The 14,159-nt window shown below is 63.9% G+C and carries 10 protein-coding genes and 2 riboswitches; of the genes, 5 read left to right on the top strand and 5 right to left on the bottom strand.

Annotated features, from left to right (window positions below; translation table 11 throughout):
- Positions 1 to 24: 24 nt before the first annotated feature.
- Positions 25 to 3,735, bottom strand: a complete 3,711-nt coding sequence (gene metH, locus C4J93_RS14965; RefSeq protein ID WP_124429771.1) for a methionine synthase — start codon at positions 3,733 to 3,735, stop codon at positions 25 to 27.
- 348 nt (positions 3,736 to 4,083) lie between these two features.
- Between metH and nfuA the strand changes: the two genes are divergently transcribed.
- Complete coding sequence (gene nfuA, locus C4J93_RS14960; RefSeq protein WP_017136914.1) at positions 4,084 to 4,668, top strand: Fe-S biogenesis protein NfuA; 585 nt, start codon at positions 4,084 to 4,086, stop codon at positions 4,666 to 4,668.
- Positions 4,669 to 4,871: 203 nt separating this feature from the next.
- On the opposite strand, the gene cobM is transcribed toward nfuA, so the two are convergent.
- The 4 genes from cobM to C4J93_RS14940 all read right to left on the bottom strand — a co-directional run bounded on the left by cobM (position 4,872) and on the right by C4J93_RS14940 (position 6,985).
- Entirely contained in the window at positions 4,872 to 5,621 is a 750-nt protein-coding gene (gene cobM / locus C4J93_RS14955) for a precorrin-4 C(11)-methyltransferase (RefSeq protein WP_124429770.1), read from the bottom strand.
- A 70-nt stretch (positions 5,622 to 5,691) separates the two neighbouring features.
- A complete protein-coding gene (locus C4J93_RS14950) occupies positions 5,692 to 6,084 on the bottom strand; it encodes a cobalamin biosynthesis protein (RefSeq protein ID WP_124367271.1) in 393 nt (130 codons plus the stop codon).
- Positions 6,081 to 6,785 (bottom strand): CbtA family protein, encoded by a 705-nt coding sequence (locus C4J93_RS14945; protein ID WP_124429769.1) that lies wholly within the window; start codon positions 6,783 to 6,785, stop codon positions 6,081 to 6,083. Before C4J93_RS14945 ends, C4J93_RS14950 begins: the two co-directional genes overlap by 4 nt.
- Before the next feature lie 11 nt (positions 6,786 to 6,796).
- Positions 6,797 to 6,985 carry a CbtB domain-containing protein gene (locus tag C4J93_RS14940; protein ID WP_124363113.1) on the bottom strand — a complete coding sequence of 63 codons (189 nt, stop codon included), beginning with the start codon at positions 6,983 to 6,985 and terminating at the stop codon, positions 6,797 to 6,799.
- Positions 6,986 to 7,081: 96 nt separating this feature from the next.
- A riboswitch (cobalamin riboswitch) is annotated at positions 7,082 to 7,297 on the bottom strand.
- 42 nt (positions 7,298 to 7,339) lie between these two features.
- Positions 7,340 to 7,540: riboswitch (cobalamin riboswitch) on the top strand.
- A gap of 92 nt (positions 7,541 to 7,632) precedes the next feature.
- On the opposite strand from C4J93_RS14940, the gene cobW reads away from it, so the two are divergent.
- The 4 genes from cobW to C4J93_RS14920 are packed head-to-tail and all read left to right on the top strand — an operon-like array spanning position 7,633 to position 14,114.
- Positions 7,633 to 8,694, top strand: coding sequence for a cobalamin biosynthesis protein CobW (cobW, locus tag C4J93_RS14935; protein WP_124429768.1), 1,062 nt, complete (start codon positions 7,633 to 7,635; stop codon positions 8,692 to 8,694).
- A gap of 4 nt (positions 8,695 to 8,698) precedes the next feature.
- Positions 8,699 to 12,460 carry a cobaltochelatase subunit CobN gene (gene cobN, locus C4J93_RS14930; protein ID WP_124429767.1) on the top strand — a complete coding sequence of 1,254 codons (3,762 nt, stop codon included), beginning with the start codon at positions 8,699 to 8,701 and terminating at the stop codon, positions 12,458 to 12,460.
- Positions 12,460 to 13,458, top strand: coding sequence for an ATP-binding protein (locus C4J93_RS14925; RefSeq protein ID WP_124429766.1), 999 nt, complete (start codon positions 12,460 to 12,462; stop codon positions 13,456 to 13,458). The genes cobN and C4J93_RS14925 overlap by 1 nt, the downstream gene beginning before the upstream one ends.
- A gap of 53 nt (positions 13,459 to 13,511) precedes the next feature.
- A complete protein-coding gene (locus C4J93_RS14920; RefSeq protein ID WP_124429765.1) occupies positions 13,512 to 14,114 on the top strand; it encodes a VWA domain-containing protein in 603 nt (200 codons plus the stop codon).
- Positions 14,115 to 14,159: the final 45 nt, after the last annotated feature.

The raw sequence follows: 14,159 nt of genomic DNA, 5'->3' as shown, positions 1-14,159 counted from the left end.
CGACCCCTGCATGGCGGGCGGTTATCAGCTGTCGTAGCCCAGGTTCGGCGCCAGCCAGCGCTCGGTCACGCTCAGGTCCTGGCCCTTGCGCGCGGTGTAGCTCAGCACCTGGTCCTTGTCGACCTTGCCGACGGCAAAGTACTGCGCCTGCGGGTGGGCGAAGTACCAGCCGCTGACGGCTGCCGCCGGGAACATCGCATAGTGCTCGGTAAGGAACACACCGCTGCGGCCGGCCTGCATTTCCCGGGCCTCGGGGTCGAGCAGTTGGAACAACTGGGCCTTCTCGGTGTGGTCCGGGCACGCCGGGTAACCTGGGGCAGGGCGGATGCCGCTGTATTGCTCCTTGATCAGCGCATCGTTGTCCAGCTGTTCGTCCTTGGCGTAGCCCCAGTGTTCTTTACGCACTTGCTGGTGCAGCCACTCGGCGCAGGCTTCGGCCAGGCGGTCGGCGAGGGCCTTGACCATGATCGAGTTGTAGTCGTCGCCGGCGTCCTGATAGGCCTTGGCGACTTCTTCGGCGCCGATGCCGGCGGTGGTGATGAAGCCACCGATGTAGTCGGTCACGCCGCTGTCCTTGGGCGCGACAAAGTCGGCCAGGGAGAAATTCGGCTTGCCGTCGGTCTTGATGATCTGCTGGCGCAGGTGGTGCAGCCGCGCAATCGGCTGGCCGTCTTCGCCATAAACTTCCAGGTCATCGTCCTGCACCTGGTTGGTCGGCCAGAAGCCGAACACCGCACGGGCGCTGATGAGTTTTTCGTCGATCAACTTCCTGAGCATTTCCCGGGCATCGGCATACAGCGCAGTGGCCGCTTCACCCACCACTTCATCGGTGAGGATGCGTGGGAATTTGCCGGCCAGGTCCCAGGAAATGAAGAACGGCGTCCAGTCGATGTACTCGGCCAGCACGTTGAGGTCGATATTCTCCAGCACCCTGGTGCCGGTAAAGGTCGGCTTGACCGGGGCGTACGTGCTCCAGTCGAACTGCGGCTTCTTGGCAATCGCCGCCGGGTAGCTCAGGCGTTCGGTGCGGGCGCTGCGGTTGGCGGTGCGCTCGCGTACGTCGATGTATTCCAGGCGGGTTTTCTCGACGAAACCGGCTTTCAATTCCTTGGACAGTAACTGCGTGGCCACGCCCACGGCACGCGAGGCGTCGGTCACGTAGATCACCGCGTCATTGCTGTACTTGGGCTCGATCTTCACCGCCGTGTGCGCCTTGGAGGTGGTTGCGCCACCGATCATCAGCGGCAGGTGGAAGTCCTGGCGCTGCATCTCGCGGGCCACATGCACCATCTCGTCCAGGGACGGGGTGATCAAGCCGGACAGGCCGATGATGTCGCACTTCTGTTCCTTGGCCACCTGCAGGATCTTTTCCGCCGGGACCATCACGCCGAGGTCGACGATGTCATAGCCGTTGCACCCCAGCACCACGCCGACGATGTTCTTGCCGATGTCGTGCACGTCGCCTTTGACCGTGGCCATCAGGATCTTGCCCTTGGCCTCCGGCTTGTCGCCCTTTTCCAGCTCGATAAAGGGAATCAGATGGGCCACGGCCTGCTTCATCACACGGGCGGATTTGACCACTTGGGGCAGGAACATTTTGCCGGCGCCGAACAGGTCACCGACGATGTTCATCCCGGACATCAGCGGGCCTTCGATCACTTCGATCGGGCGTGCGAACGACAGTCGCGATTCTTCAGTGTCTTCGACAATGTGCGTGGTAATGCCTTTGACCAGCGCGTGTTCCAGGCGCTTGTTCACCGGCCAGCCACGCCACTCTTCGGTCTCGGCTTCCTTGACGCTGCCGTCGCCCTTGTACTTGTCGGCGATGGCGAGCAGGGCGTCGGTGCCGTCTGGGGTGCGGTTGAGCACCACGTCTTCCACCGCATCGCGCAGCTCGGCCGGGATCTGGTCGTAGATCTCCAGTTGGCCGGCGTTGACGATACCCATGGTCAGCCCGTTGCGGATCGCATACAGCAGGAACACCGAGTGGATCGCCTCGCGCACCGGATTGTTGCCACGGAACGAAAACGACACGTTGGACACGCCACCGGAGGTCAGCGCGTAGGGCAACTCGTCGCGGATGTAGGCGCAGGCATTGATGAAGTCGACGGCGTAGTTGTTGTGCTCTTCGATGCCGGTGGCGACCGCGAAGATGTTCGGATCGAAGATGATGTCTTCCGGCGGGAAGCCCACTTCATTGACCAGGATGTCATAGGAGCGCTTGCAGATTTCCTTCTTGCGCGCTTCGGTGTCGGCCTGGCCGGCTTCATCGAACGCCATCACCACCACGGCTGCGCCATAGCGCTTGCACAGCTTGGCGTGGTGAATGAACTGCTCCACGCCTTCCTTCATGCTGATGGAGTTGACGATGCCCTTGCCCTGGATGCACTTGAGGCCGGCTTCGATCACTTCCCACTTGGAGGAGTCGATCATGATCGGCACGCGGGAGATGTCCGGTTCGCCCGCGATCAGATTGAGGAAGGTCACCATGGCCTTCTTCGAATCGAGCATGCCCTCGTCCATGTTGATGTCGATCACCTGGGCGCCGGCTTCCACCTGCTGCAGGGCGACTTCCAGGGCTTCGGTGTAGTTATCTTCACGGATCAGCCGGGCGAACTTGGCGGAACCGGTGATGTTGGTGCGCTCGCCGACGTTGACGAACAACGAGCTGCGATCGATGGTGAACGGCTCCAGGCCGGACAGGCGGCAGGCCTTGGGAATGTCCGGGATCGAGCGCGGCGCATAACCGGCCACGGCCTTGGCGATGGCTTCGATATGCCCCGGCGTGGTGCCGCAGCAGCCACCGACGATATTGAGGAAGCCGCTCTGGGCGAACTCTTCGATGACCTTGGCCGTTTCCGAGGGCAGTTCGTCGTACTCGCCGAACTCGTTGGGCAGGCCGGCGTTGGGGTGCGCGGAAACGTGGGTATTGGCCTTGTTCGACAATTCTTCCAGGTACGGGCGCAGTTCGCTGGCGCCGAGCGCGCAGTTCAAACCGACCGAGAGGGGTTTGGCGTGGGCTACGGAGTTCCAGAACGCTTCGGTGGTCTGGCCGGACAACGTGCGCCCGGAGGCATCGGTGATGGTGCCGGAAATCATGATCGGCAGCTCTACGCCGAGTTCCTCGAACACGCCTTGCACCGCGAAGATCGCCGCTTTGGCGTTAAGGGTGTCGAAGATCGTTTCGATCAGGATCAGGTCGGCGCCGCCTTCGATCAGGCCCTTGGTGGCCTCGGTGTAGTTTTCCACCAATTGATCGAAAGTCACGTTGCGGTAGCCGGGGTTGTTCACGTCCGGCGACAGCGAGCAGGTGCGGCTGGTGGGGCCGAGAACGCCGGCGACGAAGCGCGGCTTGGCCGGGTTCTCGAGGGTCTTGGCGTCGGCCACTTTACGGGCCAGGCGCGCGCCTTCCACGTTTAACTCGTAAGCCAGCTCTTCCATGCCGTAGTCGGCCATGGAAATGCGCGTGGCGTTGAAGGTGTTGGTTTCAAGGATGTCGGCACCGGCATCCAGGTAGGCCTTTTCAATTCCACCAATCACGTCAGGGCGGGTGAGCACCAGCAAGTCATTATTGCCCTTGACGTCGCTTGGCCAGTCGGCGAAGCGTTTGCCACGGTAGTCCTGCTCCTCAAGCTTATAGCTCTGGATCATCGTGCCCATGCCACCGTCAAGGATCAGGATGCGTTCCTTGAGGGCGTGGTGAAGGGCTTGCAGACGAGCGCTACGATCGGACATGGGACTACTCTAAGTCAGGCATTACGAAGGGTATCGATCATACCAAACCTGTGCGAATTTTAAGCGTGTCGGGATTAACATGAATGTCACTCATGTTGGCGAAGGCGCTGGCCGTTGGGATCGCCGCCACTTAATAGAGCGCATACATTGAACCCGGACCGGGTACCTATACGCTTGGTGTAATCGTCAGCGCCGTCCTGGTGCTGGAGAAGGAAAGGAAACCTATCGCTCGCTCAAGCGTTGGCTAGGCGTGGAGGATCGGGTAATTATTTCCCGACAAAAATACTAGGACTTTGTACCTCTGTAATGATTTGGCGTAAACTGCCGGCAAGCCTGTGAGGAGTTTCCATGACTGCCATAACCATTACCGACGCCGCCCACGATTACCTGGCTGACCTGCTGTCCAAGCAGAACACCCCAGGCATCGGCATCCGCGTCTTTATCACCCAGCCCGGCACCCAGTACGCCGAGACGTGCATTGCCTACTGCAAGCCTGGGGAAGAGAAACCTGAAGACACCGCTCTGGGGCTGAAAAGCTTCACCGCGTATATCGACAACTTCAGCGAAGCCTTCCTCGACGACGCCGTAGTCGACTACGCCACCGACCGTATGGGCGGCCAGTTGACCATCAAGGCGCCGAACGCCAAGGTGCCGAACGTCAACGCCGACAGCCCGGTCAACGAGCGCATCAACTATTACCTGCAGACCGAGATCAACCCGGGGCTGGCCAGCCACGGCGGTCAGGTCAGCTTGATCGATGTGGTTGAGGACGGCATCGCCGTATTGAAATTCGGCGGCGGCTGCCAGGGCTGTGGCCAAGCGGATGTGACCCTGCGCGAAGGCATCGAGCGCACCCTGCTGGAGCGTATTCCAGAGCTCAAGGGCGTACGCGACGTGACTGACCACACGCAGAAAGAAAACGCCTACTACTGAGTAAGGTGTTCACTGCGAACATAAAAACGGCGCCCCGTGAGCGCCGTTTTTTATTTCATTTTTCAACGAGTTGCGCGACATTGCTGGCGCAGCACATTAACTGTGGGAGGGGGCTTGCTCCCGATAGCGGTGGGTCAGTTGACACCTCATTGACTGAATCGGCGCTATCGGGAGCAAGCCCCCTCCCACAGTGTTTGCGGTGTTTATCCGGGGCGATAGAGATGGGCATGGCCGGCACGGTAAAGCGATGACTCGCTGAAGCTGTCATTGGTTAGCACGCGGCCCACCAGGATCAGCGCGGTACGCCGGAAACCTTTTACCTCAACCTTGGCCGCAATATCCTCAAGCGTGCCAACTGCCCAATCCTGATCCGGCCATGTCGCCCGATGCACCACGGCAATCGGGCAGTCCGCGCCGTAATGCGGCAACAGTTCGGCGACGATCTTCTCCAGGTGGTTGACCCCCAGGTGAATCGCCATGGTCGTGCCGTGTCGCGCCATGCTGTCGAAGTCTTCGCCCGCCGGCATGCTGGTTTTATCGGCGTAGCGCGTCAGGATTACGCTTTGGGCGATGTCCGGCAGGGTCAGCTCGGTCTCAAGCAGCGCTGCACACGCCGCTACTGCGGTGACGCCAGGAATGATCTGGAACGGTATGCCCAGCTCGCGCAAGTAACGAATCTGCTCGCCAATCGCGCCGTACAGGCTCGGATCGCCGGAGTGCACGCGTGCCACATCCTGGCCATTTGCATGGGCGACCTTGATCAAATCGATGATCTGCTCCAGGTGCAGTTCAGCGCTGTTGACCACGTGTTCAGCGTTATGACCTTCCAGCACCGCCGTTGGCACCAACGAGCCCGCGTAGATGATCACCGGGCAACTGCGAATCAGCCGCTGGCCTTTGACGGTAATCAGTTCCGGATCGCCGGGGCCGGCGCCGATGAAGTAGACGGTCATGGGAGATTCCTGTCGAAAAACGGGCGAGCATGAAGACTGCTCATGATCGGAAGGGACGATTATCGAGGTTTTAACCGGCGCAGGCCAATGCAAAGGTGGCCTGGGCGGTTTTTTTGCGGGTGATCAGCAGGCGTGCGGGGGCGTTGGCAAGATGTTCGGCGAGGGCCAGGGCAGCGCTTTCGGCGACCCCATGGCAGCCGGTATGCGTAAAGGCAACGGCCGATTTATGGCTCAGCCGATCTTCATAGACGGCCAGTTGTTCAGCGCTGAAACACTGCAACGGCAAGCCCAGCAATCGGGACAGGGCGAGCAGCCCCGGTTCCTCGCGCTTGAGGTCGATACTTGCCAGTGCGGTAATGCCTTGGCGTTCAATCCCGCCCTCGGTGAGGGCGGTGTCAAAGAGGCTCAGCAGGGTGTGAAGATCACAACCGCGCTGGCAGCCCAGGCCGACCACCAGGGTCATGCCGAGTATTGATCGTCGCGGTTGCGGCGGAACAGCCAGGCGCTGATCAGGCCCAGTGCCAGCCAGAACGCCACGTTGGTCAGCTGCGACGCGATCCTGAACTGGGCCTCCAGGGCTTCTGGCGCGAGCATCGAATGCACTTGCGGTTGCGGCGCCCCGACTACATGCGGCACGGCCAGGATCGCCACGCCCAGCACTTTGAGCAGCCAGTTGCGGCCGAACACGATCAGCGCAATACCGGCGGCGGTAGAGGCTGCAGTACCGATCCACCAGATCTGGCGTTGGGCCAGGTCAGCGGCAGCGGTGCCCGGCAGCTCTGGCGGCAGGCCCAGGGTCGGCGCCAGCACGAAGGTCGCGTAACCGGCCAACCCCCATAGCAGGCCTTGGGCCGTGCGGGTCGGTGCGCGCAGCGTGTAGAGGCCGGCCAGCATCAGGGCGAACCCGACGGCAACTACCAGGTTGCCACCGGTTGTGGACAGCACGCGCTGCCAGCCGTCTTCCGGCTCCCAGGCTTCGGCATCGTGGGTATGGGCGGCGGCGCCTGCGGCATGTTCATGCGCTGGTTCGGTGGCTGCCGGGGCGTTTTCAAAGGTTTCCGCCTGCAGAATCAGCGGGGCGACCCAGAAGCTTTGCAGCAGGGTCAGCAGCAGGGCGGCCAGCAGGCCTGTGAAACCTGCGGTTTGGGCAATACGCTTGATCATGTCGGCAGGTCTCAGTGGCACGGGAACGCGGCGCTGTGGCGGGTATCGTGAGCAGCGTTGTGCACGGCTTCGATGTGTGAGAAACCCGCGAAATACACCAGGCACGCGCCGAGGATCGACGCCCCGATAGCGGCGGTCAGGCGTTGGCCCAGGGTGGCGGAGTTGCTGGCGGTGTGCGAGGTGCTGCTGATGATCGACATGGCGCGTCCCTTCTGGGTGTCAGGGTGAAACGAGCGCATGAAAACCCCGCGAGCCGGGCACGCAGGGTTCTGAACAGCGCCCGCCCACCGCGGGTTTGTTATCTGAATTTTTCGGGCCGGTCTCCGGGCTTGCGAGGGATGGCTCTTGAAAGAGTCAGTCTGAAAGCATCACCTTCCCATGCTTGTCGGCACAGTGGATTTGACGCTTCGCTCGCTTACCGTTGCGGGGGCAGCACCGGACTGGTCATGCAGGCATGATTTACCGGTTTCCCGTTTCACCCTGTGAAGGGCACCCGAAACAAGATGGGTAGGAGAGCATGGGCCGGGGACGGTAGTCAAATGCTGCGAGCCCCTGTAGCCTTGCACCTTCGAGGTTCTTCGGCCCAGGCCGAAGCTAAGAAGGGAACGCGGTTCAAGCCGCGGCTGCCCCCGCAACTGTGAAGGGTTCTACTGACTGCCACGCCACTGCCGATCCGGCGGGAAGGCGCAGTCAGCGCCGGTCGCAAGACCCGCAAGCCCCAAGCCAGGAGACCTGCCTCGCACGCGATTTTTCAATTCAACCGGGCGGGGTGATCCGGTGACGAAATCCGCTGCTGCGCGCCGTCGCAGGGCCTATCGTCCCGTATGCCCGCCCCAAAGGGCATCCGATGAAAACACTGGCCAAACTCCCCGTCACCATCGTTACCGGTTTCCTCGGCTCGGGCAAAACCACGCTGCTGCGCCATATGCTCGACAATGCCCAGGGCCGTCGCATTGCGGTGATCGTCAATGAATTCGGCGAGCTGGGCATTGACGGGGACATCCTCAAGCAGTGCTCCATCGGTTGCACCGAAGAAGAAGCCAACGGCCGCGTCTATGAGCTGGCCAATGGCTGCCTGTGCTGCACCGTGCAGGAAGAGTTCTTCCCGGTGATGCGCGAACTGGTGGCCCGGCGTGGCGACCTCGACCATATCCTCATCGAAACCTCGGGCCTGGCCCTGCCCAAGCCGCTGGTCCAGGCCTTCCAATGGCCGGAAATCCGCAATGCCTGCACCGTGGACGCGGTGATCACCGTGGTCGACAGCCCGGCCGTGGCCGCCGGCACCTTCGCCGCGTTCCCGGACCAGGTCGACGCCCAGCGCAAGCTCGACCCGAACCTGGACCACGAGTCGCCCCTGCACGAGCTGTTCGCCGACCAACTGGCCAGTGCCGACCTGGTGATCCTCAACAAGGCCGACCTGATCAGCGCCGAAGACCTGGCCCGCGTGCGCCTGGAAGTGGCCGAGGAGTTGCCGCCGGCGGTGAAAGTCATCGAAGCCAGCAGCGGTCGCGTACCACTGGACGTGTTGATCGGTCTGGGTGCCGGCTCCGAGGAACATATCGACGCGCGCCATAGCCATCACGACCATCACCATGACGGTGAGGACGATCACGACCACGACGCGTTCGACTCCATCTCCATCGACCTGCCGCCAGCCGACGAAGCCCTGCTGCTCGACGCCCTGACGCAATTGGTGGTGCAGCACGGCATCCTGCGCGTCAAGGGCTTCGCCGCCATTCCGAACAAACCGATGCGCCTGCTGATCCAGGGCGTGGGCACACGTTTCGACAAGCATTTCGACCGTGCCTGGGGCGCCGATGAGGCACGTACCACGCGCCTGGTGCTGATCGGCCAGGCGCTTGACGCGGCAGGCCTTGAAGCGCAGCTGCGCGCCGCCCTCAGCGCCTGACCCCATGCACCTGCTCAGGACCCAGCCCGGCGGCTTCGTCGCGGACGACAACATCGCCGACCTTGGCCAAACCCCTGCCGAGTTGGTGATCCTGTGCAGCGGCGATTCCAGCCTGGCGCTGCTTGCCGAGGCGGCCCGGCAGTTGCCCGAGGATTACCCCAGCCTGCGCCTGGCTAACCCGATGCAGGTGCAGAACCATGCCTCGGTCGACCTGTACGTCGATGACGTGCTGCGCCACGCCAAGGTCATCCTGATTTCGCTGCATGGCGGCATCGGTTACTGGCGCTATGGCGTCGAGCGTCTGGTGGCGTTGGCCGAGCGTGGTGTCACGCTGATCCTGGTACCGGGGGATGATCGCCCAGACCCGGAGCTCAGCGGCTTGAGCACCGTGGAGGCGCCCGAGCGTGACCGGCTGTGGCAGTTCCTGCGCCAGGGTGGCCTGGGTAACGCGCTGGACTTCTATCGCTGCCTGGCCGCCGGCTATCTGGGGCGCGACTATGCCTGGGCTGAGCCGCAGAGCTTGCCGCGCACCTCGATCTACCACCCGCATACCGCCAACGCCCACCTGGCCGATTGGCAGGCGCAGTGGCACGCTGATTTTCCGGTGGCGGCGGTGCTGTTCTACCGCTCGCACTTGCAGGCCGCCAATACCGGGTTTATCGATGTGTTCTGCCAGCGCCTGCAGGCGGCGGGCCTTAACCCCTTACCGATCGCAGTCGCCAGTTTGAAAGAGCCCGGTTGCCTGGCGGTGGTCGAAGACCTGCTGGATGAGGTGCAGGCGGCGGTGATCCTCAACACCACCGGCTTTGCTCAATCGAGCCCCGAAGCGCCGCATCTGCGCCCGTTTCGCCGCAATATCCCGGTGATCCAGGCGATCTGCGCCCAGGACAACCAGCCCGGCTGGCAGGCCAGCGAACAAGGCCTGGGCCCTCGCGACCTGGCGATGCACATCGCCTTGCCGGAGTTGGACGGGCGCATCATCAGCCGGCCGATCAGCTTCAAGGACCTGGCCTGGCGCAGTGAGCGCAGCCAGTCGGACGTGGTGTGCTACCGCGCCGCGCCCGAACGCATGGACTTTGTCGCCGAACTGGCGCGCCGCTGGGTCGAGCTGGCGCGGGTGCCGAATGAGCATAAGCGCGTGGCCTTGATCCTGGCCAATTACCCAACCCGCGACGGCCGTATCGGCAACGGCGTGGGCCTGGATACGCCGGCGGCGGCGCTGAATATCCTGCGCGCGCTGCACGCCGAAGGGTATCCGGTGCCTGCCACCTTGCCGGACAGCGGCACGGCCTTGATCCATGCGTTGCTGGGCGGCGTCACCAACGACCTCGACAGCCTCGACCTGCGCCCGTGTCATCAGAGCCTTGCGCTGGACGACTACGCGGCGATGTTCCAGCGCCTGCCCGAAGCCAATCGCCAGGCGGTGCTGGAGCGCTGGGGCGCGCCCCATCAGGACCCGATGTGCCGCGACGGTCGCTTGATGATCGCCGGCCTGCGCCTGGATCAAACCTTCGTCGGTATCCAGCCGGCGCGCGGTTACCAGGTTGACCCGAGTGCGGTGTATCACGACCCCGACCTGGTGCCGCCCCACGGCTACCTGGCGTTCTATTTCTGGCTGCGCCATACCTACGGCGCCCATGCGCTGATTCACGTGGGCAAGCACGGCAACCTCGAATGGCTGCCGGGCAAGGGCGTGGGCCTGTCGGAGAACTGCTGGCCGGACGTGCTGCTCGGCCCGCTGCCGAATATCTACCCGTTTATCGTCAACGATCCCGGCGAAGGCGCCCAGGCCAAGCGGCGCACCCAGGCGGTGATCATCGACCATTTGATGCCGCCCCTGACCCGCGCCGAAACCTACGGCCCGCTGCGCAACCTGGAGCTGCTGGCCGACGAATATTATGAAGCGCAGTTGCTCGACCCACGACGCGCGCTGGAACTGCAGAAAGACATTCTCAAGCTGGTGCGCGAAACCCATATCGACGAGGAGCTTGAGCTGGACGGCAATGCCGATGCCGACAGTTGGTTGCCGCGCCTGGATACCTACCTGTGTGACTTGAAGGAATCCCAGATTCGCGACGGCCTGCATATCTTTGGCGAGTCGCCGGCGGGGCGCTTGCGCATCGATACCTTGCTGGCCTTGTTGCGCATCCCCCGGGGCGATGGCCGTGGCGCGCAATCGAGCCTGTTGCGGGTGCTGGCCAAGGCGTTCGAGCTGGGCTTCGACCCCCTGGACTGCGCGCTCGCCGAGCCGTGGACCGGGCGTCGGCCCGAGGTGTTGCGCGACCTCGACGCGCAGCTGTGGCGCACCGCCGGCGACACCCGCGAGCGTCTGGAGCTGTACGCGGCGCGCTTGATCGAGCAGGCGCTGGAAGGGCCGCTGGAAGAGCTGGAGGAACCTGGCTGGGAGGACGTAAAGGCCGTTGTCGAAAGCCTGCGCGCGGTCGTGGCGCCGCGTCTGGATGCCTGCGGCCCGGCAGAAATGCGCGGCCTGCTGGACGCCTTGAGCGGTCGCTTCGTGCCGGCCGGCCCCAGCGGCGCGCCGAGCCGCGGCCGCCTGGATGTGCTGCCCACGGGGCGCAATTTCTTCACGGTGGACGTGCGCAATCTGCCGACCACCACGGCCTGGCGCATTGGGTTCCAGTCGGCCAACCTGCTGCTCGAACGGCATCTGCAAGACCACGGCGACCATCTGCGTCAGCTGGGCCTGTCGGTGTGGGGCACTGCCACGATGCGCACCGGCGGCGACGATATCGCCCAGGCCATGGCGCTGATGGGCGTGCGGCCGGTGTGGGCCACCGGCAGCCAGCGTGTGGATGACTTCGAGATCCTGCCGATCAGCCTGTTGGATCGTCCCCGCGTCGACGTGACGTTGCGCGTGTCCGGCTTCTTCCGCGACGCGTTCGCCAACCTGATCCGCCTGTTCGATGCGGCGGTGCAAGCGGTCGCCGCCCTGGACGAGCCGGACGACATGAACCCGCTGGCCGCCAAGGTGCGCAGTGAGCGCCAGGCCTTGCGCGAATCGGGCCTGGATGAAGAGGCTGCGGCGAAACAGGCCGGTTGGCGCATTTTCGGGGCCAAGCCGGGGGCTTATGGCGCGGGCGTGCAGGGCGCGATCGACGGCCGCCTGTGGCAAAGCCGCGAAGACTTGGCCGAGGTCTACCTGAACTGGGGCGGCTACGCCTATGGCGGCGCTGACGAAGGCACCGCCGCCCGCGAGCAGTTCGCCCAGCGCTTGGGCCAGGTGCAGGCGGTGTTGCAGAACCAGGACAACCGCGAACACGATGTGCTCGACTCCAACGATTACTATCAATTCCAGGGCGGCATGCTCGCCGCTGTGGAAACCCTGAGCGGCGCCAAGGCCGCCAGCTACCATGGCGACCACAGCCAGCCGGACCTGCCGAAGATCCGCACCTTGAAGGAAGAGCTCAACCGAGTCATTCGTTCCCGCGCGGCCAACCCCAAGTGGATCGACGGCGTGAAGCGTCACGGCTACAAAGGCGCGTTTGAAATGGCCGCGACCGTGGACAACTTGTTCGCCTTCGACGCCACCACGGCGCTGATCGACGACCACCAATACGCGTTGCTCGCCGACGCCTATCTGCTCGACCCAGACACCCGCGCCTTTGTGCAACAACACAACCCCGACGCCCTGCGCGACATGGCCGAGCGCCTGCTCGAAGCCCAGCAGCGCGGCCTGTGGCAAGCGCCGGGCGCCTACCGCGAAGCGTTGGAAAACCTGTTGCTGGATATAGAAGAAGACCACTGATGACCGATATTCCGCATTTCCCGCTGGCCGCCGTGGTCGGTGCCGACGCGTTGAAACTGGCGCTGTGCCTGACCGCGATCGATCCTCAAATCGGCGGCGTGCTGATCGAAGGCCCGCGCGGCATGGCCAAGTCCACCCTGGCCCGTGGCCTGGCGGACCTGCTCGCCAGTGGGCAGTTTGTCACCTTGCCCCTGGGCGCTACCGAGGAGCGCCTGGTGGGCACCCTGGACCTGGACGCCGCGCTCGGCGAGGGCCGCGCACAGTTTTCCCCCGGCGTGCTGGCCAGGGCCGATGGCGGCGTGTTGTATGTCGATGAAGTCAACCTGTTGCCCGATCACTTGGTCGATCTGCTGCTGGACGTGGCCGCCAGCGGCACCAACCTGATCGAGCGTGATGGCATCTCCCATCGGCACTCGGCGCGGTTTGTGCTGATCGGCACGATGAACCCGGAGGAGGGGGAGTTGCGTCCACAGCTCCTCGACCGCTTTGGTTTCAACGTGGCATTGAGCGGGCAAACGCTGCCCACCGAGCGTGGGCAGATTATTCGTCGTCGCCTGGATTTCGACCGTGATCCCGTTGCGTTCTGTCAGCAGTGGAATGCGCCGCAGGCGGCGCTGCGCGAGCGTTGCACCCAGGCGCGGGCGCGGCTGGACGGTATTGAGCTGGATGATCACGCCTTGGCGCAGATTACCGAACGCTGCTTTGCCGCAGGCGTCGACGGTTTGCGCGCCGACCTGGTCTGGCTGCGGGGCGCCCGCGCCCATGCCGCGTGGCGGGGCGCTGACAGGATTGCCGAAGAAGACATTGAAGCGGTTGCGGAATTTGCCTTGCGTCACCGGCGCCAGGAACAGTCGCCACCGGCCAGCCCGCCAAATCCAGGGCAGTCGCCGCAACCCTCGGATACCTCGCCGGGCCAAGGCCAATGGGGCGACATGCCTGCGCCGGCCCTGGCCACCGGTTCCCGTCGCGATGTGCCCACCTGGCCAAAAAAGCCCTAGGCATTCGCCCCCGACCTGACGCGGGGGCGGATGCCCGGCCCAAGGCGGGGCGATTGGACAATGGCAAGCAGGGCAAGGCGCGCAGCGCAGGGCAGGGCCAGATCGATTGGCCGGGCACCTTGCTCGGCGGCAGGCCGCAGCGTCGTGAAGATTTGCGCTGGCAGGTGCGCAACCGTTCGGCCCATGAGCTGTGGCTGGTGATTGTCGACGCCTCGGCCTCCACCCGACGGCACCGGGCATTGAGCGATGCCAAGGGCCTGTTGGCGCAGCTGTTTGATGACGCCTACCGGCAACGGGCGCGCCTGGCGTTGTTGACCGCCAGCGGGCAGTCGCCGCAGTGGCAGGTGCAGGGTTTGAAGGCCTCGAAAGGCTTGGCGGATTGGCTGGAACACCTAGGCGCCGGTGGCGGTACGCCGTTGCTGGCAGCCTTGAGCGAGGCGGCCCATTGGTTGGTGGCGCGGCGTAAGCGTTACCCGGCGGAGCAGCAACGGGTGCTGGTGATGACGGATGGGCGGCTCAAGACGATCGATGGGTTGGCGCAGTTGGCGTGTCCGGGTTTACTGGTGGACATCGAGCGCGGGCCGATCAGGCTGGGGCGGGCACAGGAGTTGGCTGCCGGGCTGCAGCTGGAGTATCGGCATATCGACGAGTTATAGCGCCTGAGCCAAGGCAATCGGGAGCAAGCCCCCTCCCACATTTGG

The organism is Pseudomonas sp. R2-37-08W (assembly GCF_003851705.1).
Lineage (GTDB): Bacteria > Pseudomonadota > Gammaproteobacteria > Pseudomonadales > Pseudomonadaceae > Aquipseudomonas.
Note: the sequence above shows the minus strand (reverse complement) of the source record. Positions and strands in the feature narration are given on the sequence as shown.